At 65.3% G+C, this 26,780-nt stretch carries 21 protein-coding genes; 2 read left to right on the plus strand and 19 right to left on the minus strand.

The window, feature by feature from the left end; all coding sequences use genetic code 11:
* Positions 1 to 147: 147 nt before the first annotated feature.
* The 6 genes from ACIPK7_RS25635 to msbA form a co-directional block, all read right to left on the minus strand.
* Positions 148 to 1,353: an acyl-CoA dehydrogenase family protein gene (locus ACIPK7_RS25635; protein WP_401091005.1), complete on the minus strand. Its 1,206-nt coding sequence runs from the start codon at positions 1,351 to 1,353 to the stop codon at positions 148 to 150.
* Between the two features lie 10 nt (positions 1,354 to 1,363).
* Positions 1,364 to 2,647: an acyl-CoA dehydrogenase family protein gene (locus ACIPK7_RS25640; protein ID WP_401091007.1), complete on the minus strand. Its 1,284-nt coding sequence runs from the start codon at positions 2,645 to 2,647 to the stop codon at positions 1,364 to 1,366.
* A gap of 198 nt (positions 2,648 to 2,845) precedes the next feature.
* Complete coding sequence (hldE, locus tag ACIPK7_RS25645) at positions 2,846 to 4,270, minus strand: bifunctional D-glycero-beta-D-manno-heptose-7-phosphate kinase/D-glycero-beta-D-manno-heptose 1-phosphate adenylyltransferase HldE (protein ID WP_192434016.1); 1,425 nt, start codon at positions 4,268 to 4,270, stop codon at positions 2,846 to 2,848.
* 87 nt (positions 4,271 to 4,357) lie between these two features.
* Positions 4,358 to 5,770, minus strand: a complete 1,413-nt coding sequence (locus ACIPK7_RS25650) for a PIG-L deacetylase family protein (RefSeq protein WP_192434014.1) — start codon at positions 5,768 to 5,770, stop codon at positions 4,358 to 4,360.
* Positions 5,771 to 5,808: 38 nt separating this feature from the next.
* Complete coding sequence (locus tag ACIPK7_RS25655) at positions 5,809 to 6,705, minus strand: GNAT family N-acetyltransferase (protein ID WP_192434012.1); 897 nt, start codon at positions 6,703 to 6,705, stop codon at positions 5,809 to 5,811.
* A gap of 22 nt (positions 6,706 to 6,727) precedes the next feature.
* The gene (gene msbA, locus ACIPK7_RS25660) at positions 6,728 to 8,560 is read right to left on the minus strand and encodes a lipid A export permease/ATP-binding protein MsbA (RefSeq protein WP_401091010.1); all 1,833 of its coding nucleotides are present in this window, start codon (positions 8,558 to 8,560) and stop codon (positions 6,728 to 6,730) included.
* A 100-nt stretch (positions 8,561 to 8,660) separates the two neighbouring features.
* Here msbA and ACIPK7_RS25665 point away from each other — a divergent pair, with 100 nt between their 5' ends.
* Positions 8,661 to 9,308 carry a toluene tolerance protein gene (locus ACIPK7_RS25665; protein WP_192434008.1) on the plus strand — a complete coding sequence of 216 codons (648 nt, stop codon included), beginning with the start codon at positions 8,661 to 8,663 and terminating at the stop codon, positions 9,306 to 9,308.
* Position 9,309: 1 nt separating this feature from the next.
* On the opposite strand, the gene ACIPK7_RS25670 is transcribed toward ACIPK7_RS25665, so the two are convergent.
* Positions 9,310 to 10,809, minus strand: coding sequence for a hypothetical protein (locus ACIPK7_RS25670; protein WP_401091012.1), 1,500 nt, complete (start codon positions 10,807 to 10,809; stop codon positions 9,310 to 9,312).
* 332 nt (positions 10,810 to 11,141) lie between these two features.
* Between ACIPK7_RS25670 and ACIPK7_RS25675 the strand changes: the two genes are divergently transcribed.
* On the plus strand, positions 11,142 to 12,095 hold the full coding sequence (locus tag ACIPK7_RS25675) for a glycosyltransferase family 2 protein (protein ID WP_401091014.1): 954 nt from the start codon (positions 11,142 to 11,144) through the stop codon (positions 12,093 to 12,095).
* Between the two features lie 66 nt (positions 12,096 to 12,161).
* Here the strand turns inward: ACIPK7_RS25675 and ACIPK7_RS25680 are convergent, their stop codons facing one another.
* The 12 genes from ACIPK7_RS25680 to glnE form a co-directional block, all read right to left on the minus strand.
* On the minus strand, positions 12,162 to 12,965 hold the full coding sequence (locus ACIPK7_RS25680; RefSeq protein ID WP_192434004.1) for a hypothetical protein: 804 nt from the start codon (positions 12,963 to 12,965) through the stop codon (positions 12,162 to 12,164).
* Positions 12,966 to 13,002: 37 nt separating this feature from the next.
* A complete protein-coding gene (locus ACIPK7_RS25685; protein WP_401091016.1) occupies positions 13,003 to 13,689 on the minus strand; it encodes a hypothetical protein in 687 nt (228 codons plus the stop codon).
* Between the two features lie 51 nt (positions 13,690 to 13,740).
* On the minus strand, positions 13,741 to 14,712 hold the full coding sequence (locus ACIPK7_RS25690) for a glycosyltransferase (protein WP_192433999.1): 972 nt from the start codon (positions 14,710 to 14,712) through the stop codon (positions 13,741 to 13,743).
* Between the two features lie 64 nt (positions 14,713 to 14,776).
* On the minus strand, positions 14,777 to 16,531 hold the full coding sequence (locus ACIPK7_RS25695; RefSeq protein ID WP_192433997.1) for a carbamoyltransferase: 1,755 nt from the start codon (positions 16,529 to 16,531) through the stop codon (positions 14,777 to 14,779).
* A 5-nt stretch (positions 16,532 to 16,536) separates the two neighbouring features.
* Entirely contained in the window at positions 16,537 to 18,024 is a 1,488-nt protein-coding gene (locus tag ACIPK7_RS25700; protein ID WP_192433995.1) for a lipopolysaccharide kinase InaA family protein, read from the minus strand.
* On the minus strand, positions 18,021 to 18,776 hold the full coding sequence (locus tag ACIPK7_RS25705) for a lipopolysaccharide kinase InaA family protein (RefSeq protein WP_192433993.1): 756 nt from the start codon (positions 18,774 to 18,776) through the stop codon (positions 18,021 to 18,023). The genes ACIPK7_RS25700 and ACIPK7_RS25705 overlap by 4 nt, the downstream gene beginning before the upstream one ends.
* The gene (locus ACIPK7_RS25710; protein ID WP_192433991.1) at positions 18,773 to 19,507 is read right to left on the minus strand and encodes a lipopolysaccharide kinase InaA family protein; all 735 of its coding nucleotides are present in this window, start codon (positions 19,505 to 19,507) and stop codon (positions 18,773 to 18,775) included. Before ACIPK7_RS25710 ends, ACIPK7_RS25705 begins: the two co-directional genes overlap by 4 nt.
* Positions 19,507 to 20,313 carry a lipopolysaccharide core heptose(I) kinase RfaP gene (rfaP, locus tag ACIPK7_RS25715; RefSeq protein ID WP_192433989.1) on the minus strand — a complete coding sequence of 269 codons (807 nt, stop codon included), beginning with the start codon at positions 20,311 to 20,313 and terminating at the stop codon, positions 19,507 to 19,509. Before rfaP ends, ACIPK7_RS25710 begins: the two co-directional genes overlap by 1 nt.
* Positions 20,310 to 21,431 (minus strand): glycosyltransferase family 4 protein, encoded by a 1,122-nt coding sequence (locus ACIPK7_RS25720; protein ID WP_192433987.1) that lies wholly within the window; start codon positions 21,429 to 21,431, stop codon positions 20,310 to 20,312. The genes rfaP and ACIPK7_RS25720 overlap by 4 nt, the downstream gene beginning before the upstream one ends.
* Positions 21,428 to 22,501, minus strand: a complete 1,074-nt coding sequence (waaC, locus tag ACIPK7_RS25725) for a lipopolysaccharide heptosyltransferase I (protein ID WP_192433968.1) — start codon at positions 22,499 to 22,501, stop codon at positions 21,428 to 21,430. Before waaC ends, ACIPK7_RS25720 begins: the two co-directional genes overlap by 4 nt.
* Positions 22,498 to 23,541 carry a lipopolysaccharide heptosyltransferase II gene (gene waaF / locus ACIPK7_RS25730; RefSeq protein WP_192433966.1) on the minus strand — a complete coding sequence of 348 codons (1,044 nt, stop codon included), beginning with the start codon at positions 23,539 to 23,541 and terminating at the stop codon, positions 22,498 to 22,500. The genes waaC and waaF overlap by 4 nt, the downstream gene beginning before the upstream one ends.
* A 286-nt stretch (positions 23,542 to 23,827) precedes the next feature.
* Positions 23,828 to 26,773 (minus strand): bifunctional [glutamate--ammonia ligase]-adenylyl-L-tyrosine phosphorylase/[glutamate--ammonia-ligase] adenylyltransferase, encoded by a 2,946-nt coding sequence (gene glnE / locus ACIPK7_RS25735; protein ID WP_192433964.1) that lies wholly within the window; start codon positions 26,771 to 26,773, stop codon positions 23,828 to 23,830.
* Between the last annotated feature and the right edge of the window lie 7 nt (positions 26,774 to 26,780).

Raw genomic sequence — 26,780 nt, forward strand, 5'->3', positions numbered from 1 at the left:
CATGCGCGTACTGATCGTGCGGATCAACGCGATGGTGAGAGACGGCACCGGTTGGAGGACAGGTGCCGTGTGAAGACAGTTGCTCCTACAAAAGCAGGTTCCCCCTGTAGGAGCGGACCATGCCCGCGATGAACGGTCGAAGACCGTTCACTTCAACTGACTGGAACTCTTGCCCAGCAGCCGCCGCGCCACGATCAGCAACTGGATCTGCTGGGTGCCCTCGAAGATGTCGAGGATCTTCGAATCCCGCGCCCACTTCTCCAGCAACTCCTCTTCCCCGTAGCCCAGCGCGCCGGCCAGCTCGACGCATTTCAGCGTCACCTCGTTGGCCACTCGCCCGGCCTTGGCCTTGGCGATGGAAGCCTCCCTGGAGTTGGGCAGGCGGTTGTCAGCCATCCAGGCGGCCTTCAGGGTCAACAGGCGTGCGGCCTCCCATTCTGCTTCCAGGCGATACAGCGTGGCCTCGGCATGGCTGGCGCTGAGCAGCGGCTGGCGATAGTCGAAGCGGCAGCCGGCCTTTTTCAGCAGCTCGCGGGTGCGATCCAGCGAGGCCTTGGCCACGCCGACGGCCATGGCAGCCACCAGCGGACGGGTGTTGTCGAAGGTTTCCATCACCCCGGCAAAACCTTTCTGCACGTCAATCTCGGCGTTACCCAGCAGGTTGGCGGCCGGCACCCGGCAGTCGCTGAAGCTGATGGACGCGGTGTCCGATGCCTTGATGCCGAGCTTCTTCTCCAGACGGGTGACGGTCATGCCCGGCGTGCCCTTCTCCACCACGAAGGACTTGATCGCCGCGCGGCCCAGGCTCTTGTCCAGGGTCGCCCAGACCACCACCGCGTCGGCGCGGGCGCCGGAGGTGACGAAGATCTTCTCGCCATTGAGCACATAGTGATCGCCATCGCGGGTGGCCGTGGTGCGGATCGCCGCCGAGTCCGAGCCACAGCCAGGCTCGGTGATGGCCATGGCCGCCCAGGTGCCGGAGAAACGCTTGAGCTGCTCCTCGTTGGCTACCGCGGCGATGGCGGCATTGCCCAACCCCTGGCGCGGCATGGCCAGCAACAGGCCGGTGTCGCCCCAGCACATTTCCATCACACCCAGGCAAGCGGAGAGGTTGCCGCCGTTCTTCACGCCCTCCTCCGCGCCTGCCTTGCGCTTGCTGGCCGAGGTGGCGCCCACGGCGTCCGGCGAGCCGGCGTTCATGCCGTCCAGCAGCGCGGCCAGCAGGTCCAGTTCCTTGGGGTAGGCGTGCTCGGCCTTGTCGTACTTGCGCGAAATTGGCCGCAGGTAGTTCTCCGCCACCTGGCGGGCCTGGTTCTGCAAGGTACGGAATTTCTTCGGCGTCTCGAGGTACATGCAAAGCTCCTTACAGGTGCAGGCCGCCAGCCATCAGGCTGACGGCGCGCAGGTCGCGGTACCAGCGCTCGGCCGGGTGTTCCTGGGTGAAACCGTGGCCGCCGAGCAGTTGTACCGCGTCAGTGCCGATCTTCATCGCCTTCTCGGCACAGAGCAGCTTCGCCAGGTAAGCCTCGCGGTGGAACGCCTGGCCGCGCTCGGCCAGCGCGCAGGCGCGCCAGACCATCAGGCGCATGGCGTCCAGCTCGACGGCGATGTCCGCGACCATGAAGGCCACACCCTGGCGATGGCTGATCGGCTCGCCGAAGGCCTCGCGCTCGTTGCAGTAGGTGATCACGTAGTCCAGCGCGGCCTGGCCGGTGCCCACGGCCAACGCACACCAGGCCAGCGCCGTGTGGTCGAGGAAGGCCTGGTAGTCGAAGCGCTCCGCCGCCAGCCGCTGCTCGGCCGGAACTTTCACGCCCTTGAAGCGCACCCGAGCGGTGCCGGTGGCCTTCAGGCCCATGGCCGGTTCGGCGCGTACCTCGACGCCCTTGGCACGGGTGTCGATGAGGAACAGCGCCGGGCCGTCGCCGGCATCCGCCGCAACGATCAGCTTCTGCGCATCCACACCGCGCACGACCAGGCACTTTTCGCCGGTCAGCGTGTAGCTCGACCCCCGCTTGCGCGCCTTGGTGGACAAGCGCAGCGGATCGGCCAGCAATTGCGGTTCGCTCACCGCGATGGCGATCAGCGGCGCGGCCTCTTCGCCAACGAACGCCGGCAGCCAGCGCGCCTGTTGCTGCGGCGCCCCCCAGCGGCGAATGCAGTTGGCCGCCGACAGCGGCACCAGCAGCGCGGCAGCCAGGCTCAGGTCGCCACGGGCGAGGGCTTCGGCGATCAGCGCGTTGGTCACCACGGTGCGCTCGCCGGCCATGCCGCCATGCACTTCGCTGACGCCATAGTGGGTCAGCCCCAGTTCCTGCGCCTGGGCCAGCAGTTCGAGAGTCACGCTGGACTTGGTGTCTGCCTCATGGGCGGCCGGGCGCAGCACTTCGGCGGCGAAGCCGTCGAGCATTTCCACCAGCATCTGCTGCTCGTCGGACAGCGACAGGTCGAAGAGGCCGTCCGGGTCGGCCTTGCGCGGGGTCTTGGGCTGTTTGGCGGCACGCTCGCTGGCCAGCCGGAAGCCGGTGCGGCTGCCGCTGTAGAGGAGTCTTTCGAAGGGCTTACGCAGCTTCAGTCGGTCCGGCCAGTCGGCTTGGGCGACACGGTTCAGCACGGCCAGGGCGCGGCCCTGCACGTCGGTGGTCATGGCATCTCGCTCCGCGGAGGGTGGATGCCCCGATCATGCGCTGCAAAATGCCGCAGGGACCATGACCGCTTTGCCGCCGGTGACTGGCAGAGCGGTCAAAGAAAAACCGGCCTGACGGCCGGTTGGTGCACACCTGTAGGAGCGGGCCATGCCCGCGAACGCCGGCAAGGCCGGCGCCCCACGCAGTCGTGAACGAGATCAGCCCTGATGGCGAATCTTCTCGACGATGGCGGTGGTGGAGCTGTTTTCCACCAGTCCCAGCACGCGCACTTCGCCGCCGTAAGCCTTGACGATGTCGGCGCCGACCACCTGCTCGACGCCGTAGTCGCCACCCTTCACCAGCACGTCCGGGCGGACTTCGGTGAGCAGGCGCTCGGGGGTGTCTTCGGCGAAGCTGACGACCCAGTCCACCGCGCCGAGGCCGGCGAGCACAGCCATGCGGCGGTCGACGCTGTTGATCGGGCGGCCCGGGCCTTTCAGGCGGGTCACAGAGGCGTCGTCGTTGGTGGCGACGATCAGGCGATCGCCCTGGGCGCGGGCCTGCTCCAGGTAGGTCACGTGACCTGCATGGAGGATGTCGAAGCAACCGTTGGTGAAGACAATCTTCTCGCCGTGGGCGCGGGCGTCCTCGATGGCCAGCAGCAGTTGCTCGAGGCTCAGCACGCCACGCTCGGAGCCCTGTTCACGCTGCACGGCGCGGCGCAGTTCCGGGGCGCTGATGGCGGCAGTGCCGAGCTTGCCGACGACGATGCCGGCAGCCAGGTTGGCCAGGGCGACGGCCTGCGGCAGGTCCTCGCCGGCGGCAATGGCGCCGGCGAGGGTGGAAATCACCGTGTCGCCGGCGCCGGTGACGTCGAACACTTCGCGGGCACGGGCCGGCAGGTGCAGGGCGCTGTGGCCCGGGCGCAGCAGGGTCATGCCGTGTTCGCCACGGGTGACCAGCAGCGCGCCGAGCTCCAGCTCGGTCATCAGTTGCTGGCCCTTGGCGACCAGGTCGGCCTCGTCCGTGCAGCGACCGACAATGGCTTCGAATTCGGAGAGATTCGGGGTGATCAGGCTGGCGCCGCGATAGATGGCGAAGTCCTTGCCCTTGGGATCGGCCAGCACCGGAATGCCGCGCTGGCGGGCAGCCTGGATCAGTTGCTGGTGGTTCTTCAGCGCGCCCTTGCCGTAGTCGGACAGCACCAGCACGCGGACCTGGTCCAGCAGCGCCTCGACATCGGCGGACAGGGCCACGGCGTCGGTGCGGAAGGCTTCCTCGAAGTCCACGCGCAGCAGTTGCTGGTGGCGGCTCATGACGCGCAGCTTGACGATGGTCGGCTGGCCGGCGATGCGCTGGAAGCGGGTGGTCACGCCCACCGCCTGCAGGCTGTCGCTGAGGCTGTCGGCGGCTTCGTCGACGCCGGTGACGCCGACCAGGAAGGCAGGGGCGCCAAGGGCGGCGAGGTTCAGAGCGACGTTGGCAGCACCACCGGGGCGATCCTCATGCTGTTCGACCCGCACCACGGGCACCGGCGCCTCGGGCGAGATGCGCGAGGTCGCGCCGTGCCAGTAGCGGTCGAGCATCACGTCGCCTACCACCAGCACGGGGGCCTGATCGAATCGGGGCATGGTCAATTTCATGGGAACTCCGCAGGTCGAAATCGCCGCGGATAATACCATAGCCGCCCGCTGCGACTTGCGCCGGGCACCGGGTGGTCACGGCAATCTCTACGGGACTTTGCGCACCCAGAACAGCTCGTGGCGGCGCACCGCCTTGCGGAAGAACTCGTCGTCGCCAGTGACCGGCCACTGACGGCCGGCGAGCACGCGCTGGATCAGCCGGCGCAGGCGTTTCTTGCCGGTGAGCGGGGTCTGCAAGTCATGCTGCAGGGCCAGGGCCAGGGCCTTGTCGACGCGGGTCGCGGCGTCGAGCACCGGGCTCCACAGCGGGTCGGCCGGTAATGCCTCGATACAAGGTGGCAGGGCGATGCCGCCGTCGGCCGGCCCCATGGGCCAGCGGTCGTTGTCGTGCAGGTGGTTGGCGTAGAGCAGCAGCGTCTGCGGTTTCCAGCTGCTACGCGACATCGCCTCCAGCGTCGCCTGGGTGGCGTGCACGTGGTCGGCGTGGGGGTCCAGTTCCGGGTGCGCCGTAAGCACCACTTCCGGGCGGATGCGTTCGATCAGCGCGGTGAGGTCGGCCACCAGGTTGAGCCAGGTCGGCGCGCCATCGCTGTCGCCCGGCAAAGGGAAGGGGTTGAGGCCGCGCGCACTGCGGATATCGATATCACCAGACTCTCGCGAGCCGAATGCCTGGCTTGGATCGGCAGCCATGGCCGGCAGTTGCAAGCAGTAGTAGCCCAGTTGCACGCAGTGATCGGTAGGTACGCCGCCCCACAACGGCGCGGCGATACTGTCCCAGGTACGCAGGCGGCCCTTGAGATGGGCGGCAGCGGCCTTGTCCAGCCCCAGGCGCTGGTAGTGCTCGGCCTCGATCTCGCCCTGGGTCAGGGTGACGATCCAGGCGTCGGGACAGCGGCTGTACTGGCCGAAGGCAGCGAGCTCGGCATCGTCGGCGTGGGGCGCGACGATCAGCAGGCGCTGTCGGGTGTAGTCGGGGTTGTGGAAGGCGTGCAGCACGCCCTGCTGCGCGAGCCGGCAATGGCGGCTGCGAATGCGCAACTGGCCGGAACGCAGCGCCTCGCCCTGGCCGGACAGGTTGATGTAGCGCTTGCCGCTGACGCCGCGCTCGAAGTCCTGGCGGTCAGGCTCGACGCCCTCGACCAGTACCTGCGGGTCGAGCCAGCGGCCGAGCAACGAGGCCTTGACCTCGATCTCCAGCACCAGCGTTTCCTCGTTCTCCGGCAGCGCGTCGGTGGCGACGTGGAGGCCATGCGGACCGAGCGAAACCGGCAGAGCGATGGAGCCCTCGGGGAAGTCGTAGCGGTAGTCGTCGCGCGGCGAATAGAACAGGTGATCGGCGAACCACGCCTCATGAGCGACCCAGCCCAACAGAACGGCCAACGGCACGCTCCACCAGGGCGCGAAGATGCCCAGCAGGATCACCGCCAGCAGGGCGACGAGCAGGGTCGCGCGCTTCTTGCGACGGTGCTGTTTGAGCAGGTGCTGCTTGCGGGCGCTCATGGCGACTCTCCATCAGGCCCGCTTGCGCGGGCGGGGCGTCAGACCTGGAACACCGGCACGCGGTGGCACCAGCGGTCCTTGTACTCGCGGTCGGCGCGGCCGAAGGAATAGCGCAGCGGCTTGCCCAGCGCCTCGGCCTCGGCCCAGGCCTCTTGTGTATTGACGAAGCTGAGCACGCTGCCGGGGCTGAACTCGCGATTCTCCGGAGCCACGCCGCCGTTGATGTACTCGACGCTGACCCACTTCGGCGCTTCGACCCGATAGAGAATCTGGATCGCCACCGGCTCGCCGTCCAGGCGTACCAGCGAGCCGCGCATGAATTCGCGCATCAGGCCGAAGACTTCGGCGAGCCGCGCCTTGCCCGGCACTTCGAATTCCCAGCGGCGCTGGAACAGGTCGGCATAGATGCTCGCCTGCTCTTCAGGGCTCAGCTCGCTCATGGGCTGCAGCACGCCGCCCGCCTCTTCCAGCAGGCGCTGTTCGCGGCGTTGGTTGTAGCGGAATTTCTTCGAGAAGTCGGCCGGCGCGCGGTTCATCGCCAGCTGTTCGGGCTGCTCGCGGGCATCACTGACCTGCTCGCGGTTCAGCTCGGAGAGGTAGCGCACCTGGTGGCGCAGCTCGATGCGCGCACCCTCGGCAATGGGCAGGATGATCTCGGCGTTGCCCAGGTCGAACAGCGCCTTCTTGCCCACGCGCTTGAGCACGTCCTTGGACAGCGCAAGATTGCGCCCCCAGGTCGGCACGGCGGCGCGCAGATCATCGCTCTCGAACCAGCCCAGGTAACGCACCGGAATGCCCGCCAGATGGGCGAGACGCTCGACCACATCCGGATGGGTGGCGACGCTGCCGCCGAAGCGCTGCCAGGCGGCCGCATAGTCGGCCGCCGCGATGGGCGTCCAGCCGCGTTCGCGGAAGACTCGCAGACGATTCAGCATGCCGGAGAGGTCCGCACCTGCGTCATACCGGTTGCTCGACCGGTGCTTCTTCGGCCCCGTCGACCGGGTCGTCGGCGAACTGGCGAGCGTGCAGACGGGCGTAATAGCCGTTCTGCGCGATCAGTTCGTCGTGGGAACCGCGTTCGACGATGTGGCCCTGGTCCATCACCAGGATCAGGTCCGCTGCCTCGATGGTACTCAGGCGGTGGGCGATGACCAGCGTGGTCCGACCTTCCATGACCTTCTCCAGGGCTGCCTGGATGTGCCGCTCGGATTCGGTGTCCAGCGCCGAGGTGGCCTCATCGAGAATCAGCACCGGAGCATCCTTGAGCAGCGCGCGGGCAATCGCCAGGCGCTGGCGCTGGCCACCAGAGAGCATCACGCCGTTCTCGCCGACCTCGGTCTCGAAACCTTCGGGCAGGCGGTCGATGAACTCGCGGGCGAAGGCGTCATCTGCCGCCTTCTCTACCGCCTCGCGCGGTTTGCTGGCGAGGTCGCCATAGGCGATGTTGTTCAACACGCTGTCGTTGAACAGGTTGACCTGCTGGGTGACCAGGGCGATGTGCTTGCGCAGGTTGCTCAGCTTGTAGTCTTCGACATCGGTACCGTCGAGCAGAATTTGCCCGTCGCTGTGGTCGTAGAAGCGCGGGATCAGGTTGGCCAGGGTCGATTTGCCGCTGCCGGAGCGGCCGACCAGCGCCACCATTTGGCCTGGCTCGACGCTGAAGTTCAGATCGTTGAGGACCGTCTTCTGGGTGCCCGGGTAGGTGAAGCTGAGGTTCTTCACTTCGAGGCGGCCCTGTACGCGTTCACGCTCGACTGTGCCGTTGTCCACCTCGGGCTGCTCGTCGAGCTGCTCGAAGATGCTTTCCGCGCCGGCCACGCCCTTTTGGATGGTCGAGCTGACTTCGGACAGCTGGCGAATCGGCTTGGGCAGCAGGCCGGCCATGGAGATGTAGGCCACCAGGTCGCCTACGGTGGCATCGCCACGCAGCAGCAGCACCAGGTACAGCAGCACCGCCATGGCGCTGTAGATCACCAGCTGCAACATCGGCGTGTAGATCGCCGAGGTCTTGTTCATGCGCAGGTTCTTGCTGGTGTTCTCGTTAGTCACGTGGCGGAAGCGCGCGCGCTCATAGGGCTCGCCGCCGAAGCTGCGGACTACGCGATAACCCTGGATGGTCTCGGACGACACATGGGTCACATCGCCCATGGCGACCTGGATCTTCTTGCTCTGCTTGCGGAACTTGCGGCTGGCGGTCGTCACCATCACCGCGATGATCGGCAGGATCGCCAGCATCACCAGGGTCAGTTTCCAGTTCATCCACAGCAGCGAGAGGAACAGGAAGACCACGGTCATGCCTTCGCGGATCACCACCTTGATGGCATCGGTGGCCGCGCCGGTGACCATGGTCACGTTGAAGGTAATGCGCGAGATCAGGTGCCCGGAGTTGTTGCTGTCGAAATAGCGGTTGGGCAGGGTCAGCAGATTATTGAACAGCGCGATGCGCAGGTCCTGCACCAGCCCCAGGGAAACCTTGGCGATGAAGTAGTTGCCGAGGAAGGAGCCGACGCCTTGCCAGACGGCGATCAGCACCACCAGCAGCGGCACTGCGTAGAGCAGCGACAGGTCACGGAGCCAGGCCACGGAGGAGTTGGGGAACAGCTTGGCATCCGGATGGGCCAGGCCGTCGACGAAATACTTGAGGATGCCCGCCAGCATCGGCTGAGTCGCGGCGAAGATCAGGAAGCCGATGATGCTGAGCAGGAACATCCCGATGTACGGACGCATATAGGACAGCAGTCGGAAGTAGATCTTCAGGCTCGAAGGAGTCTGGGGTTCTTTACCGGACATGTAGGAATCGCACGCTTAAAAGGTCGACGATTATAACACAGCGTTCTCGTTTGCCCGGCGGCTGGGCTACTATAGCCGGCTATCGATTCAGGGACCCGTTATGCAAGACCTCGCTCTCTCCGCCTACGAAGCGCTGCGCGCCGGCGCCCAGGTGCTGGAAGCCGACAAGCATGGCGACAAGGTCCTGCGCCTGGCCGATGGCAACTTCCTGAAACTGTTCCGACGCAAGCGGCTGATTTCCTCGGCGGCGCTCTATCCCTATGCGCAGCGTTTCGCCGACAACACCCGGGCACTGCAGAAGCTCGGAGTCCCGTGCCCCCAGATCATTGGCGTGTATCGCATCCCGGAGATCGCTCGCGACGCAGTGCACTACCATCCACTGCCAGGCCTGACCCTGCGCCAGTTGATCAGTACCGACCAAACCGAAGAGTGGCTGCGCGTTGACCTCGGCTCGCTCATCGCCGGGCTGCATGATTCCGGCGTGTACTTCCGCTCGCTGCACCTGGGCAACGTCGTGCAGACCCCCGAAGGTGATCTAGGGCTGATCGACATCGCGGACATGAAAACTCAACGCCGAGCCTTGAGCCGACTGCAGCGTAAACGCAACTTCGCCCACATGCTGCGCTATACGCAGGACCGCGCTTGGCTGCTGGCGGATGATGGCGCGCAACTCTGCCAAGGCTATCGACAAACCAGCTCGATGCCCTGGCCGCCCGGCTCACTGGAGCAAACGCTGCAGCAACCCTAGATCAGGGCTGCTGCGCACCGCCACGACGCAGGATCACGTAGGTCTCACCCTTGCGGTTGTGGAACTGTGCCAGTGGCACCAGGCCTTGCTTCAGTAGCGCGGGCAGTTGCTGATCAGCCTTGCGCTTGAGGTCTAGGACAAAATACTCGTAGGTACCCTTGCCAGTCAGTGCCAGCGCGTGATCGCGGTCCAGGCTTTCCCGGCCATATCCCCAGCCCGCATAGTAGCTCACCCGGTTGTCATCCTGATACACGCTCGCCGACTTCGGCAGATGCGCTCCCACCCAGTGACCGGCCTCGCGCAGGTGAGTCTTGGGCGCCGACAGCGACACTACGTTCGCCAGGGCCATCGCCACCAGAATCACCACCATGGCACCACGGGTTCGCGGCCAGCGCTGGGCCATCAGGCTCAGCCCCCACGCCACCCGGGGCAGCAGCAGAAAGCCGGCGAATGCCACGTACCGACTCGACAGGAACAGGTGGCTCAGGGCGAAAACCAGCAGCAGGGCGATGTAGCCAACGGCAGCGATATCCAGCAGCAGCCAGCGGTTTTCCCGCGCCCGCCATTGCTCGACGGCACCCACGAACAGCGGCAACATCAGGACGCCGAAAACGCCGAGAACCTTGCTGGCCACATAGCACAGCAAGCCGAAGAGAATGATCTGCGGAGCACTGTCGCGGGCATACTCGAAGGGCATCGCCTGCGCCACGCCATCCGCGAAGGTGTAGAAATTCCGCAGGACGCTCGACAGGTCCAGATAGTCCACCAGCTCGGCCACCCGCCCCTGGGGAAGCAGGCCGTGACGGCCGGCCCACAGCGTCCCTGCGACTACCGCGCCGATCAACGCAATGCCAATGGCCGCACGCATGCCGCGATGCATGGAATTCCCACGGACTCTCAGCACCTCCATCACCGGCACGACCAGCAGCAGGTAGACGGCCTCGAAGCGAAACGCCGCCGCCACGACGACAGCCAGGAAGGCCAGCAATAAACTGGCGGGACGACGCTGCTGCACCCAGCTCTGCATGTAGCACAAGCCGATGAGCGAGAAAGCCCAGAAACCGTTCTCGCGCAGGATGTCGCCGCGATAGTCATTGAACGCCGGCACTGCCAGCACGGCGAAGCAGGCCCAGGGCAGCGACGCCGGGCGGAATCGGCGGACCAGATCGACGCAGGCGACACAGGCGACAGCCGTGAGCAGCTCGCAGAACACCCGGGCAAGCAGCTCAAAGCTCAGGCCCGTCACCTGGCTCGTCATGCCCAGCAATATGGAGAACCAGGGCCAGTCGAAGCGCTGCAACGCACCGGTGACACCCTGCTGCTGATAGATGCCAGCAAGATCCATGTACAGGGCCGCATCACGTCCGATGATCGGGTTGCAGAAGGATGCGATCAATGACAAAACGAGGCTGGCAAGGAAAACGCACCACAGTAGCTTTCCTTCGCTGACTGCGGAAAAAAACGAACGCCCGACTACATGACTTCCCATGAAACCCTTCATCTTGGATATGAATCACCAGAAAGGCAGCATTCAGCAGTTTCCTGCTCAAAGAATCAACCCGGAGCAAGCACTCTCCTACGCCTGAAGTGTCGAAACAGCGCCCTATAAAGGGTTGCCCGGCGAAACTCGACGACCGGCTCAGGCCGTCTGTAGAACCTTGGATACAAGTCTTTCAACAGGATACTATTCGTCGCCCGGAACGACTTGTGCAGTGGCACTCGCGTCGAGTCACCCAGGGCCCGAGCAGGCACAAGCCGCTGCGACTTGATTTGAATCTGCTGTGACGAACGCCCCAAGGCAGATCGCAGCCTCGCATATCCTGATGCCAGCTAGTGGATGGACAGCTACGCAATGACGCTCTTCTCATGACAGCAAGACCACTGATCAGCGTTGTAATCCCCGCGTACAACTATGCGCACGTGCTCCGACGCGCCGTCGAGTCCGTCGCTGCTCAATTGGATGAGCACAGCGAGTTACTGATCATCGACGACGGTTCGTCGGACGGTACGCCGGCCCTGATCGAAGCCCTTCATCATCAGTTCGGCAATTTCCGCAGCCTGCGCAAGGAAAACGGCGGCCTCGCCACCGTACGCAATCGCGGGATCGCCGAAACCCGGGGGGACTATCTGATCTTCCTGGACGCCGACGATGAAATGACCCCTGGAGCCTTGAGAGCCGCGCGTCAGCACATCGAGCAGTTCCCGCACAGTCGCATGGTGATTGGCGGCTACCTGGCAAAGACCTGCGATCGGACGGTGGAGCGAACGCCACAGGCGCTTCCGCGGACACCGTTGGAAAGGGTGCGCGGCTACCTGATCGACAAGAGCATCAACCTTTCCAATGGTGCCTGTGTCATGCATCGGGAGGTGTTCGAGCGGGGCCTGTACCCGGAAAATTTCCGCAATGCCGAGGACATCCCGGTGTTTGCGCAGGTGCTGGCCAGCTATCCCTGCACCATCCTGGAAAAGCCCCTGGCGACCATCCACCGCCACGATGACAGCCTGCGCCACCAGTTCCACTACTCGAAGGAGATCGGGGTAGAACTGGTAGAGGAAGTCTTCCGGCGCCTCGATGGCGACTGGCAGAAGCTGAGCAAGGCCTATTACACCCAGCGCTGCCTGTCACTGTTCCGCGAAGCCTACCTGACGGACGACGACCTCTCGGCCAAGCACTTCTTCCGTATGGCCCTGAAGCGCGACTGGCGCGTCATCTTCAAGCTGTCCTATACCCGCAAGGCGCTGCGACTCTGGCTCAATGCCAAGCGCAGGAAGAAGGTCGCCAGATAGTTTCTGACGCCCCGCTTCGACCCGGCCAGGCGGGGCAACCTGGCTGGCCGCAGCTTTCACCGCAACCTAGAGAATACCGTGCCTGTCCAGCCAGGTTCGCAGCTGCGCGCCCTTGTGGAAGTAGCGATTCTCCCGTTTGCCCATCGAGCGCTTCGATGAGAACGGTTCCTCCGCGAACTGTCCGTCGATGCGCACCCGCGAGGCCGTAGTATCCATCAGGCAGACCCGCGCGCCATGGCGTTGCAAGACGAACTTCAGCAACCGCTCGGAGTGCAGCGAGCGCCCGGTTGCATCACAGAAGTCCAGCATCTCCTCGGCCCGGCAGCCGTAGGCCCGGTACACCTCACGACCGCAGATGGCAAAGCGGTCGTTGAGCCCGCCCCACCACTGCCAGTTGGGCACGTAGACATTCTTGCGGCGCCTCTGCGGCTGTGCGAACACGTAGCCCGGCAAAGGATCATGGAAGAAGATGTCCGGGCGTACGTAGACCACGAAGTCCGGATCAGTCAGGGCCAGCAGCGAGGTCACCTGGTGCAGGGAGTTGAGTTGGTGGATCAAGTTGCGGATGGAGCGGAAATCGTCTTTCCAGGTATCCCCGCGCTGCTGGAGCGCTTCGTAGTTCCAGCGCTCCAGGCAAAGCTCCGGCTCTTCGATCAGACCGGTCATGCCCTGGAAAGGGGCGAAGTTCTCTTCGCCGAGTACCCCGGCCTCACCCGAGCGCGGGTTGAAGACCTCGCGCAGGCGATAGAGGTGATAGAAGCAGGACACCTGCGCGCCGGCCGGAAGGGCCTGCAGGATGTTGCGCTGAATCTGGGGGAAACACAGCTCGGAATTGCGCGGAATACCGAAGAAGGCAACAGCAATCTTCACGGAGCGACTCCGGCGACAAGGCTCGACTGGTGACCGCTCATTTCCCTTTCTTCCCTCCGAAACGCCAAGAAGGCCACCACCAGCGCTTTCCGGCGCTTTCCAGGGCAATCACACGCACGCGGGATGCATGCATCCAGGCGCGCTCGTAGTCCCACGCATGTCCTTTCCACAGAGTGCCCGCCTCATTGGAAAACCCCAGAGCGAACAACTCGTAGGTATAACCCGGCCGGCCCAGCAGCCAGTCGAACACCACCATGGCGTTGAAGCCGGTGGAAGGACCGGCGAACGGTTTGCCGCTGGGACGCATGCGGGGATAGTCGAGCAGGGTCGGCAGCGGGATGCGATCCTCGTAGATCGCCACCCGGGACAACGCAGACATCGGATTGACCACTCCCACCAGCAGGGTGAAACAGCGCTCCGGCGATTGCTCGAACAGCCTCGTTATGCACGGGCGGCACGGCAATCCGAAGAAGTGGAAGTCCTGCCCGTGGTAGCCATGGACGAACACGTTGCCCGTCTCGGGGCTAAGCAATTCGGCTTTGACAGCGGTATTGAAGCTCACCACGACATCGCGCGGGCCAAGCGCCAGAGCGTCGAAATCCCCGACACTGATTGCCGGGTTGTTCGCCACCAGGATGACTCGCTCGGCTCGCCCGAGAAGCATCCGGAGCTCCGGTGGCAGGTTGTCTTCCACCCATTGCGCAGAATGAAGACTCTGACTCACGACCGCCCCTTGGCTACGGCGCCACCGGGCGAATGCTGCATTGACGTCATGTCAGCCCACCCGGAAACCGAAGCGCACACGGGCCCACCAACGGGTCTGCGCGCCGGGCATCGACCAGCCCCGCATGGGTTCCGCGATGGCTGCCGCCAGGTCCTTGCCGACCCGGGCGAAGGTGTAGCGCTCCTCAACGAATGCCTGGCCAGCCTGGGCAATCCGCCGGGCCAGTTCGGGGTCGGCCTGAAGCTGGCGGATCTTTTCCGCCGCCTCGTCCACCGAGCGATAGAACACCACGTTGTGCATATCCTCGAAGCCCAGCAGGCGGTCCTCTTCCCCCTGGCTCCAGGCCAGCAGGACGCAGCCGCAGGCCATGGCCTCGAAGTTCTTGATCATGAACTCGCCCATGCCGATATCGGCACTGACGAAGATCGCGATGCGGTTTAGGGTCTCCAGGTACTCCGCACCCGAGGCTGTGCGGGTGATGAGCATCGGCACGCGCTTGGCGATGCTTTCCAGCATGTTCTTGCGCTGGCTGTACTCGCTGCTCTTCAGGCTGCCGAGGAAGCCGACCGGGATATCGCGTTCGCTGCCGATGTTGCGCAGCATCTCCTCGTCATATCCCTTGGAGACAAAACGCACGTCGATTCCTTCGTCCGCTAGCCGCTGGGCCACCAGCGCCCCCGACACGAGGATGCGCGCTCCCGGGAGCCTGTGCAGTAGCGCCGAGTACTTGCCCCGATACTTACTGCCGGGCATGTAGTTCTGATAGGCGTCGTGCTCGAGGATCACCAGGTTGGGCAGGCTGCGCAGCACAGCGAGCTGCGGCACCATGCGCTTGAGGCGCGAGAAGATCACGATGCGGTCGAAACGACGGAAATCGGCAGCGATGAGGTACGGCCCCAAGTTCATCTGCTGCGCCTTGCTCAGGCGATGAATCTCGCACTCGGAGCAATTGCTCTGGATGACCTCATAAAGACGATCGAGGATGACCCTCTGCTCGTCCATCACCATCAACATCACTTTCACGACGCGTCTTCCCGACATGGAAACCGGCCCCCTGGCGGAGCCGGCTGGAAACAACCTGGCGGACTCAGCCTGCCTGGCTGGCGGCGGTGCCATCCTTGACCACCAGGATGTCCTGCATGATCAAGTACTGCAGGTCCGAGCCGTAGAACATGTTCAGCGCATCGGTCGGCGAGCACACCATGGGTTCGCCACGGCGGTTCAGCGAGGTGTTGAGCGCCACACCGTTGCCGGTGAGCTTCTCCAGTTCCTTCATCATGTCGTAGTAGCGCGGGTTGAATTCACGCTTGAGGACCTGGGCGCGCGAGGTGCCGTCCTCGTGGACGACCTCCGGCACGCGGGTCTTCCACTCTTCGTTGACTTCGAAGGTGAAGGTCATGAATGGCGCCGGGTGATCGATCTTGAACATCTGCGGGCCGACAGTATCGAGCATCGACGGACAGAAGGGCCTCCAGCGCTCGCGGAACTTGATCTGCGCGTTGATGCGGTCGGCGACGCCGGCGATGCTCGGGCAACCGATGATGGAACGGCCGCCCAATGCGCGCGGGCCGAACTCCAGGCGACCCTGGAACCAGGCCACCGGGTTGCCTTCGACCAGCACCTTGGCGATGTGCTCGGGGACGTTGTCGATCTTGCGCCACTGCGGCTTGGCCTCGTGGCGGGCGCAGGCGGCGATGACGTCTTCGTTGCTGTATTCCGGGCCGAGGTAGACGTGCTCCATCTTCTCGACCGGCACGCCACGCTCCCAGGAGGCGTAGGCCGCCGCACCGACCGCGGTGCCGGCGTCGCTGGCCGCGGGCTGCACGTACAGCTCCTTGACCTCGGGACGGGCGATGATCTTCTGGTTGAGCTTGACGTTCAGCGCGCAACCGCCGGCGAAGGCAATCTTGCCGGTCTCGCGGATGATGTCGCCCAGGTAGTAATCCATCATCTCCAGCGCCAACTTCTCGAACAGTGCCTGGATGCTGGCGGCATAGTGGATGTAAGGATCGTCGGCGATATCGCCTTCCCGCTTCGGACCGAGCCACTCGATCAGCTTGGGCGAGAAGTAGTAACCCTTGCCCTTTTCCTTGTAGCGACGGAAGCCGATGACATTGGCGTAGTCGGTGTTGATGATCAGCTCGCCGTTCTCGAACTTGGCGAGGCGGGAGAAATCGTACTTGCTGGCATCACCATAGGGCGCCATGCCCATGACCTTGAACTCGCCGTCGAGCATGTCGAAGCCGAGGTACTCGGTCAGCGCGCCGTACAGGCCGCCCAGGGAGTCCGGATCGTAGAACTCCTTGATCTTGTGGATCTTGCCGTTCTCGCCGTAGCCGAAGAAGGTGGTGGCGTACTCGCCCTTCCCGTCGATCCCGAGGATCGCCGTCTTCTCCTTGAAGCCCGAGCAGTGGTAGGCGCTGGAGGCGTGGGCCAGGTGGTGCTCGACCGGCTGGATCTTGGTCTTCTTCAGATCGAAGCCCAACTGCTGCAGGCACCACTGGATGCGCTTGTAGTAGCGGTGGTAGCGGCGATTGCCGAGCAGGATAGCGTCCAGCGCACGGTCAGGTGCGTAGGCGTAGCGCTTGGCGTAGTGCCAGCGGGCCTTGTCGAAGATGCTGATGGGGGCGAAGGGAATGGCCACCACGTCAACGTCCGAAGGCTTGATCCCGGCCTGCTCCAGGCAGAACTTGGCCGACTCGTAGGGCATGCGGTTCTTCGCGTGCTTGTCGCGGACGAAGCGCTCTTCTTCGACAGCCGCGACCAGCTTGCCGTCGATGTACAGGGCGGCGGAAGGGTCATGGCTTACGGCGCCGGACAGGCCGAGGATGGTCAATGCCACAGGGTCTAGCCTCTTTCATCTGGGCGGGTGCCTGGCACCCGCGGTAAACGTTCGTCGAGCAGCCGGTGCAGTGCGCTGCCCTCTGGCCAGTTGCGCAGGAAGCGCGCACGGTCGCGGGCATAGGCGCGGGCGAAGCTCGCTTCTCGCGAGTGGCGCTGCATGGCATCGAGGTCGATCAACGACCACTGCCCGCCTTCGCCCTGCTCCTGCCAGAACAGGTTGTGCCCTTTCAGGTCGCCGTGGCTGATGCGCTCGCGCACCAGCGCCGCGAACAGTCTGTCCAGGGCCACAAGATCCGATTCCGGCGGCAGGCCGCCCCCTGCCTGTTGCTCCAGGTAGGGTTTGAAACGGGCGATTATATCCTGACCCGCCAGGTAATCGGTAATCAGGAAGGCCGGGCCACGCAGCCACAGCCAGCGGCGCTCGATGACCGCCAGCGGCTTTGGCGTGGCAATGCCGAGGAAATCCAGTCGATTGCCTTCACGCCAGGAGGCCCAGGCACGGCTGGGTCGCCAGAAGCGCTTGAACCAGTGCAGCAGGTTCTTGATGTTGTAGCGCTTGACCAACAGCAGCCGGCCGTCGAGTTCGACGCGGGCGACCGTCGCGGCGCCGCCGGTCTTATAGATATGCCCCTTGGCAATGAAGGCGTCGGGATCGGCCAGCAAGGGCTGCAGCCCTTCCTCTTCCTCGCGGCGCACCGCGCGCAGACCGAACGGTCCCTTGAACACACTGAACAGGCTGCAGTCGCGGGCGATCTTCTTCATCAGGTCGCCGACGCGCCAGCGCCGAACCCTGGCGATTTCCTTCTGCAAGGCCTCCAGGGGCAGCGCGTGCTCGCCATTGGCCAGCAAATAGTGGATCAGCAGCTCTTCGAGATAGGGGTCGAGGCTCGCCGGCAGCTGGGCGAAGAACACGCCGAGGTTTTCCAGCACATGCTTGCGCGACAGCGGCCGGCCGGGGGTTTCCGCGCGGATGCCGGCGCCATCGATCAGGTACGTCTGCCCGGCGTGGCGCAGCAGGTTGTCCAGGTGCAGGTCTTCCTGCCACAGGCCCTTGGCGTGCATACGGGCGATGGCAGTCAGCGCCTCGGAGATGACCGCGGCCTGGCCATCGGATAGCAGTGGCTCGCCCTCCGCGGCACGCCAGGCACCCCAGAGGCTCTCGGCGCTCTCGAGGAACTCGAAGAGCAACCAGCCGCCCTCACCGTCCTTCAGGCCGTCGGCGAGCAATTGAGGCGTGGTCAGGCCTTGCTCGGCGAGCAGGCGCACGCCCTCGCGTTCGCGCTGGAAGTGCCGCGCGGCTTTGCCTCCGACCAGCAGCTTGGCCAGCACCGGGCGGCCGCGCCAATTGGCCGCAGCGACGTAGCGCTGGCCGGGCAAGACGCGCAGCAGGCTGTCCAGGCGCAGTTCGGCCGGGCCGGCACCGTCTTCCAGCTCGATACGCAGGGGCAGCGCCGGAGCGCGGCCGGCATCGCGCAGGGCGGACAACCTCATGCGCGGTTTTCCTTCTTCTTGCGGCGCGCACCCAGACGGCGATACCAGTCATCCACTTCGGGGCCAGTGGACGAGGTACCCAGGTAGGCCGCCAGCAGGTTGCGCACGTCGGTCTCGCTCCAGTCCGGCGCGCGGCGCAGCAGCGGCTCGAGATCGCGCACGCGGTCGCGCTGACCGAACCACAGCGGGCGGGTCTTTTCCAGGTCGATCAGGGTCGCCTCGAAGGCGTCGTCGGTTTCGCGCAGGAAGATGTGCTTGGGATAGAAGCAGCCATGCATCTGCCCGGCTTCGTGCAGACGCCGGGCGAGCATGCCGCAGGCGCGCAGGATGGCCTGGCGGCGCTCGCCAGGCAGGCTGGACCAGCCCTGCAGCAGGCTGTCCAGGTCACGCCAGCCGTCCAGCGCGCGGGTCATGAGGATCGCCCGGCGCTCGTCGCCGACTTGCCGCGCACCGAAAAAGGCCGCCTGCATGGAGGGAATGCCCAGCTGATGGTAGCGCTGGATATTGCGGAACTCGCGGCTGAAGGTCGGCTCACCGAACGGGCGCTTCAGGCTGCGGGTCAGGTGGTTGCTCTGGCGCTTGAGGTAGTAGGCGGTGCCGTCGAGCTCCAGGCGGTAGACGCTGCTATAGCCCCCACGCTCGGTGTTGGGCTCGTCGACGGCCACCAGCTCCAGGGCCCACAAGGCATCGAAATCGGCCAGGGCGTTGCTTTCCAGCAGGGCCTGGTCGCCCTCGGCAATGAAGTCCTTCACTCGCGTCCCTCGAAGAAATGAACGATGTGGCGGATGCGCTTCTTGTCAGACGCGTTAAGACGCTCGCGCCGGCGGTACAGCAGATAGAAGCGCAGGCGCTGGGTGGCGGACAACTGGCGCTTGGCGACCTTGTCGAGCGTCGCCAAGTCCTTGGTGATGCGGTAGCGCAGCATGAAGCCGATCCAGAAGTCGCCGATCGGGCAGTCGATGAAGTACACCATCCCCTCCCCGTCGACCAGGATGTTGCGCCACTTCAGGTCGTTGTGGGTGAAGTGGTGGTCATGCATGGTCCGGGTGTAGTGGGCCAGTTGACGCATGACGTGCTCGACCCAGGCGCGATCCTTCAGACGCGGATCGGCCTGCTTGGCCAGGGCATGCAGGTCCTCGGTGCCGACCAGTTCGCGGGTAATGATCGCGCCACGGGAGAAACCGCCGTTGACGCGTTCCAGACCGTAGGCCACCACCTTCGCGGTCGGTATGCCCCACTTGGCGAACTGCTTGAGATTCTGCCACTCGGCCTTCACCCGCGGACGCGGCAGAAAGCGCCGAAAACCCTTGCCCGGCTTGCGGTAGCGCTTGACGTAATAACGCACGCCCTCGCGCTCCACGCGCACGACGTCGGACATCGCATCCTTGGTAATTCGCTCGCCCTCCAGGGCGAACACGGCATCCAGGCTACCGAAATCGGCGGCGAGATGCTGGTAGTCGGCTTCGAGTACCCAGCCGGCCATCAGAGCAGGTCTCCGTAACGTTGTTTGCGGTCGTAGAGCTTGGCAGCCTTGCGCTCCATCCACGCCAGCAGCGCGGCCTCCTCGCGGAGGATGTCACGCAGCGGGCGCCGGAAGTAGCCGCGCAGGAAGCGCAATTTGTCACGGCGCGTAAGGCCGATATCCAGCGCAGAGAAGTACAGCGCAGCCAGGTCCTTGTCGCGCCAGCGGCGCGGCGTGGCGTCGCGGGTCTGGGCGCGGTGCAGGTCGATGACCGACAGGCGTAGGTCATCAGCGCTGATCGGGCGGTCGGTGTGCAGCAGGAAGTGACAGATGTAGCAGTCGCGGTGGTTGACCCCGGCGCGGTGCATGGTGCCGACCATCTTCGCCACCTCGGAGATCAGCGCGCGCTTCAGGCGCGGTTCGGGCGGCGTCTGCAGCCAGTCCAGCGAGAGGACTTCCAGGTCGATGGTGGGCGCCAGTTCTTCGGTGATGATGAAAGAGTGCTGCGCGGCCGGATTGCCGCCGCGTTCGCCGTAGGCCACCGCAGTCATGGTCGCCACGCCGGCCTGGTGCAGGCGCTCCAGGGCACGCTGCTCCTGGCCGGCGCCGAGCACTGGGAGCTTCGCGCTGAACAGGTTCTTGACGATTTCGCCCCAACCGATGCCACGGTGGATCTTCACGAAATAGCCGCGACCTTCGACTTCGGTACGCAGCGTGCGGCGGCCTTCCAGTTCGCGGTAGACCTTGCCCTGCAGGCGCTCGACCTCGATGAACGGGTCCTTGCCAGCCCACAGGCGCATGAATGGCTCGTGCAGTTCGAGCTTCATGCGCGCTCCCGCAGGATCAGGTCGGCGGCGTGCTGCGGCATGCTGTAGAGATCGGCGCTGTCGGCGAAGGCCAGGCCATTGCGCCCCCACTCTGCGCGCGCTGCATCATCTTCCAGCATCTGCTGAAGCATCGCGTTCAAACGATCCTGCTCGAAGGGCGACGGCACCACACGCCCAGCTTTGGCCTCGTCGATGTAGTGCGCGTAGCCGCAGACGTCGGTGACCAGCACTGGCAAGCCCGCGACCAGCGCTTCGAGCAGCACGGTGCCGGTGTTCTCGTTGTACGCCGGGTGGATCAGCAGATCGGCGCCGAGCAAGAAGCGCGGAATGTCGCTGCGCCCCTTGAGGATCTGCACGTTGTCCGACAGCCCCAGCGCCTTCACCTGCAGCAGGAATGGTTTGGGATCGTCCTGGCCGATGGCGATCAGCCGGGTGCGCTTGCGCAGCGCGCGCGGCAGCGCGGCCAGCGCCTTGAGGCTGCGGTCCAGGCCCTTGGTCTTGAAGCCGGAGCCGATCTGCACCAGCAGCAGGTCGTCGTCGCCCAGCTTGAACTCGCGACGGAACTGCGCGCGGATTTCCCCGGCATTGGCCGGTGCACGACGATCCTGGGCGATGCCCGGCGGCAGCAGGTGGAAGCGCGCCTCGGGGGTGCGGTAATGCTTGATGAACAGCGGTTGCTGCACTTCGGAGATCATCAGGATCTCGGTCTTCGACTCCGGCGCAAACACCGCGCGCTCGTAATCGGCGAAGTGCTTGTAGCGACCCCAGCGACGGTAGAAAGAGTTGCGCAGGGTCTGCGCCTTGTCCTCGAAGCAGCCGTCGGCGGCGTAATACACATCCAGGCCAGGCATCTTGTTGAAGCCGATCACCCGGTCCACCGGCGAGCGAGCCAGGTCCGCCTGCAGCCAGGCGCTGAATTTCTCGTTGCGGCGATGGTTGAACAGCGACTTCACCGGCGCCACGCGCACGTCGAAGCCAGGCGGCACTTCGCCTTCCCAGATCGGTGTGTACACGCGGATGGAGTGGCCACGCTGCTGGCATTCCAGGGCGATGCGCATGAAATCACGCTGCAGCCCGCCGAACGGGAAGTATTTGTAGAGGACGAAAGCCAGGGTCATCGAAGCGTCTCCGGGGCCAGCAGCAGTGCCTCCAGCTGGTTCGCCACGCGCTGAGGATTCAGGCGCGTGAAGCACAGAGGCTGTTCATGCCGCAGGTCGAACTGGCGCTTGTCTTCGGCCGTCGGCTGGTAGGTACAGGTCTTCTGCAGGCAGGGCGCGCACGAGGGCCAGTCGCTGGCCAGGTGCACCTGCGAGCGCCCGTAGGCACCGGTCAGACCGGGGTTGGTCGGGCCGAACAGAGACAGCGTCGGCACGTCCAGGGCGGCGGCCAGGTGTCCCAGCCCGGTGTCGACCGCCACGCAGGCGGAAGCGCCGGCCAGCACCTTGGCCATGCCTGCGAGGCTTAACTTGGGGAGCACAGAGGCGTTTTCCAAGCCTTCGGCGAGCCGCTCGGCACGCTGCCGCTCGGCATCGTTGCCCCACGGCAGGCGGACATGCCAGCCGCGCTCGCCCATGCGCTGGGCCAGTTCGCGCCAGTACACCTCGGGCCAGTGCTTGGTCACCCAGGTGGTGCCATGCAGGAACACCAGGTAGGGCTCGGTTTCCACCGCGTCCAGCAGGCGATTGCGATCCAGGCCGTAGTTGCCGGTGCCGGCGGGTAGCGGGTAGTCCAGCGCCTGGGCGAACAGCTGGCGCACGCGCTCGACGGCGTGCTGGCCCCAGGCGACCGGATAGGTACGGTTATAGAACCGACTGGCGGCCGGCTCGCGGGCCGACTCCTTGTCCAGCCCGGCGACGGGCGTGCGACGGCGCGCATAGCGGGTCAGCCAGGCGCTTTTGAGCAGGCCTTGGGCGTCGATCACCAGGTCGTAGTCGACCTCCTTCAGGCGGCGCTTGAAGCGACCCCACTCGCCACTCTTGAGGGTCTGCCAGAGGTTCTTGCGCCAGCGGCGAATCGCCACCGGGATCACCTGGGCCACGGCGGGATGCCAGGCGGGTATCTCGGCGAAGCCCTCCTCCACCACCCAATCGAACTGGATGCCGGGAATAGCGCGGGCGGCGTCGGTCAACGCCGGCAGGGTGTGGATGACATCGCCCAGGGACGAGGTCTTGATCAACAGGACCCTCATTCAGCGCTTTCCACATCCACCGGGTCGGCGACCAGTCGGTCCAGCGCTTCGATCACCGGGCGCGGCTTCAGCTCGCGCAGGCAGTTGTAGTGACCGAAGCGGCACACCCGATCGAAGCAGGGGCTGCATTCCAGGCCGAGACGCACTATCTCTACGGCATCGGCCAGCGGCGGGGTGAACTGCGGCGAAGTGGAGCCATAGACTGCCACCAGCGGGCGATTCAGGGCGGCGGCCACGTGCATCAGGCCGGAATCGTTGGTGACCACGGCGCCGGCGCAGGACATCAGGTCGATGGCCTCGGCCAGGGCGGTCTCGCCGGCGAGGTTCACCGATTCTTCGCGCAGGCCGGGAATCAGGCGCATGCGGATGTCTTCGCCGCCGGGATGATCGTTCTTCGAACCGAAGATCCACACCTGCCAGCCGGCACGGATCTTCGCCTCGGCGACCTTGGCGTAGTACTCGGCGGGCCAGCGCTTGGCCTCGCCGAACTCGGCGCCGGGGCAGAGCGCCAGTACCGGGCGGTCCAGGCTCAGGCCGAACCTGGCCAACGCGGCATCGCGGGTCTGCGGGTCGATGGACAGACGCGGCTGCGGATAAGGCTGCGGCAGCTCGGCGCCCGGCTCATAGGCCAGAGCCATGAAGCGCTCGATCATCAGCGGATAGCGCTCTTTATCCAGCGTACGGATGTCGTTGAGCAGGCCGTAGCGCATCTCGCCCTTCCAGCCGGTGCGCCTGGGGATGCCGGCGAAATACGGCACCAGCGCCGACTTGAGCGAGTTGGGCAGGAGGATCGCCTGGTCATACTGGCCCTTGAGGGTCTTGCCGATGCGCCGGCGCGAGGCGATGTCCAGCACACCGTGGCCGAGCGGGAAGCTCAGGGCCTGGCGCACTTCGGGCATGCGCTCGAGGATCGGCCGGCTCCAGTCGGGCGCCAGCACGTCGATCACGCAGTCCGGATGCTGCCGCTTCAGACACTGGAAGAGCGTCTGCGCCATCACCATGTCGCCCACCCAGGAGGGGCCTACGATCAGAATTCTCATGCCTTTTCCGAAAAACGACCGGGGAGGCTCTCGCCTCCCCGTACTCCATTCATCCAGCCGTGCGGCGCATGCCGTCACGACCGGGTGCCGAGCATCGAATGCCGGCAGTCTAGCCCAGCGCACCTTGCAGCCGGGCGGATTTCGTCACTCCCTGTGACCTGGCGCAATGGCATCACGCGCCCAACTCCTGACATTCATATAGCTGCACAAGCAACCGACAGCGCAGCCCGCTCCGGCGATCATCATCCCGCCGGATGCTGGCTATTTCATGGAAAATCGCAGCGAATCAGGTCAGCTCGAAGGCCTTCCACATCTGCATCACCATGCGACGTTCCGCATGGAAGTGGTCGCCGCTCACCACGCCCGGCTGCTTCTGTAGGGACAATCGGTGCGCCGCCGCCCGGTAGGCCTTGTAGGCGTCCTGCAGCTTCAGGACATCCTCGCCGGACATCAACCCGACTCGCTCCAGCGCTTCCAGAATGCGGATATTGTCGGTGAACTCCACCAGCTCCGGGTGCTGCCACGACCAGGCCAGGGCCGCGTATTGCACCATAAATTCGATATCGACGATACCACCGGCATCCTGCTTGAGATCGAACGGGGCCGCGGCCTCGAAGGCATTCGGCGCGGTGCCGGCGACAGTGCTGGGGGTGCCGAGGTTGTCGCGCATCTTCGCGCGCATCTCGCTGACCTCCTTGCGCAACTCCGGCAGATCGCGTTGCTGGCCCAGCACTTTCGCGCGGATCGCCTCGAAGGCCACCGCCACGCGCTTGCAGCCGGCGAGCACGCGAGCGCGCACCAGCGCCTGGTGCTCCCAGGTCCAGGCCTCGCCCAGCTGGTAAGCCTCGAAGGCGCGCAGCGAACTGACCAGCAGGCCGGAGGCGCCGCTGGGGCGCAGGCGCATGTCGACCTCGTAGAGCATGCCAGAGGGCGTCTGCGCAGTAAGGAAGTGAATGATCTTCTGCCCTAGGCGCGTGTAGAACTGCGCCCCGTCGATGGGCTTGGCGCCGTCGGTCTCGCTCTGCGGGTCACCGTCGTGGATGAACACCAGGTCCAGATCGGAACCGTGGCCCAGTTCCAGGCCGCCGGACTTGCCGTAGCCAATGATGATGAAGTCCGGATCGCAGGGAGTGCCGTCCACGCGGGTCGGGCGGCCGTGGCGCTGCACCAGTTGGTCCCAGGTCAGGCTCAGCACCTGTTCGAGGATCGCCTCGGCCAGCCAGGTCAGGTAGTCGCTGACCTTCATCAGCGGCAGGGTTCCGGCGATTTCCGAGGCCACCACGCGCAGACCGTGGGCCAGCTTGAAGTGGCGCAGAGTTTCCATCTGCTGTTCGAGGTCGTCCTCGGGGATGCGCATCAGCCGCTCGCGCAACTCGGCGCCTAGTTCGGCAGCCTGCGGCGGACGGAACAGCCGCCCTTCATTCAATAGCTCGTCGAGCAGGATGGGGAAGCGGGCGATCTGCTCGGCCACCATCGGACTGGCCGCGCAGAGCGTCAGCAGGCGCTCCAGCGCGCCGGGGTTCTCGGTGAGCAGCACGAGATAGGCCGAGCGCCGCGCCACCGCCTCGATCAGCGGCAGCACCCGCTCCAGCAACACATCCGCCGGACCGCGCTCGGCGATCATGTTCAGCAGGCGCGGCATGAAGGCATCCAGCCGCTCGCGACCCAGGCGCTGCATGGCGCGCACCTGCGGGCCATTGCGCAAATCGGTCAGGCGTTTCCAGGCCGCCGCCGGCTGGGCAAACCCGGCATCGGCGAACTGCCGGCAGGCGGACTCTTCATCCACTGCCTCTTCCCACAGCGGAATCCACTCGCCGCCAATGGTGGTATCCACCTGACCCTCTTCATCTTCGTCCGGGTCAGCGATGACCTGGCGGAAGTGCCAGTCGATGCGATCGCGCCACTGGTTGGTGGCCTGGTGGAAGGCCGACCAGTTGGCGAAGCCCATGATGAAGGCGACGCGAATACGCTCGAATTCGTCCTCGGGCAGCATCTGCGTCTGCCGGTCGGCGATGGCCTGCAAGGCGTGCTCGGCGTAGCGCAGGAACTCGTAACCCTCGCGCAGCTCGCTGACCACCTGCGGCGGCAGGTAGCCCTGCCCTTCAAGGATCGCCAGCACGCGCAGCAGCGGTCGCTGCTGCAGGCTGAGGTCACGACCGCCGTGGATCAGCTGGAAGGCCTGGGCGATGAATTCCACTTCGCGGATGCCACCGGCGCCCAGCTTGATGTTCTCGCTCATGCCCTTGCGCCGGACTTCCTGCTGGATCAGCTGCTTCATGGTGCGCAGCGCCTCGATGGCGGAGAAGTCCAGGTAGCGCCGGTAGACGAACGGACGCAGCAATTCCAGCAGGCGCTGGCCGGCCTCCTGGTCGCCGCCGACCACGCGGGCCTTGATCATCGCGTAACGCTCCCAGTCGCGGCCCTGGTCCTGGTAGTACTGCTCCAGCGCGGCAAAGCTGTGCACCAGTGGGCCGCTGGAGCCGTAGGGGCGCAGGCGCATGTCGACGCGGAAGGCGAAGCCCTCGACGGTGATGGCGTCCAGCGACTTGATGAGCTTCTGCCCCAGACGGGTGAAGAACTCCTGGTTATCCAGCGCGCGCTTGGCGCCCTGGGTCTCGCCCCCCTCGGGGTAGCCGAAGATCAGGTCGATGTCGGAGGACAGGTTCAGTTCGCCCGCCCCCAGCTTGCCCATGCCCAGCACGATCATCTTCTGCGGCAGGCCGGAGCGATTGCCGATGGGCACGCCGAACTGCTGGCAGTGGCGCTGGTAGAGCCAGGCCAGGGACTGGTCGATGCAGGCGTCGGCGAGGTCCGACAGGTCGCGGCAGGTGCCGGCCAGGTCGCTGCGGCGGGTCAGGTCGCGCCAGATGATGCGCATCTGCTGACGCCGGCGGAAGCGACGCAGGCGGCGGCCCAGTTCGTCTTCGTCAGCGCAGTCGGCGAGCAGCGCTTCCAGCTGCGCGCCCATCTCGCCGGGTTGCAAGGCACGCTCCAGCTCACCGGTCGCTGCCAGCGCCAATAGAAAGGCAGGATCGCGCTGGACCTGCTCGGCGACGAAATCGCTGCCGGCGGTGACGCGAGCGAAATCGGCATGCCGCTCGTCGGACCAGCTGTCGAAGCTTTCGATCTGCTCGGGGGAAAGCGTGGCGATGGCGGTGCGGAAATTCTGCTCAGCGCGCTCGGCGAGAGGCTTGAGAGTAGCCGGCAAAGCGGCCAGGGACGGCAGGCTCATGGTCTAT

Origin of the sequence: Pseudomonas sp. NPDC086581, from assembly GCF_044746165.1 — a bacterium.
In the GTDB taxonomy this organism is placed as follows: Bacteria; Pseudomonadota; Gammaproteobacteria; order Pseudomonadales; family Pseudomonadaceae; genus Pseudomonas.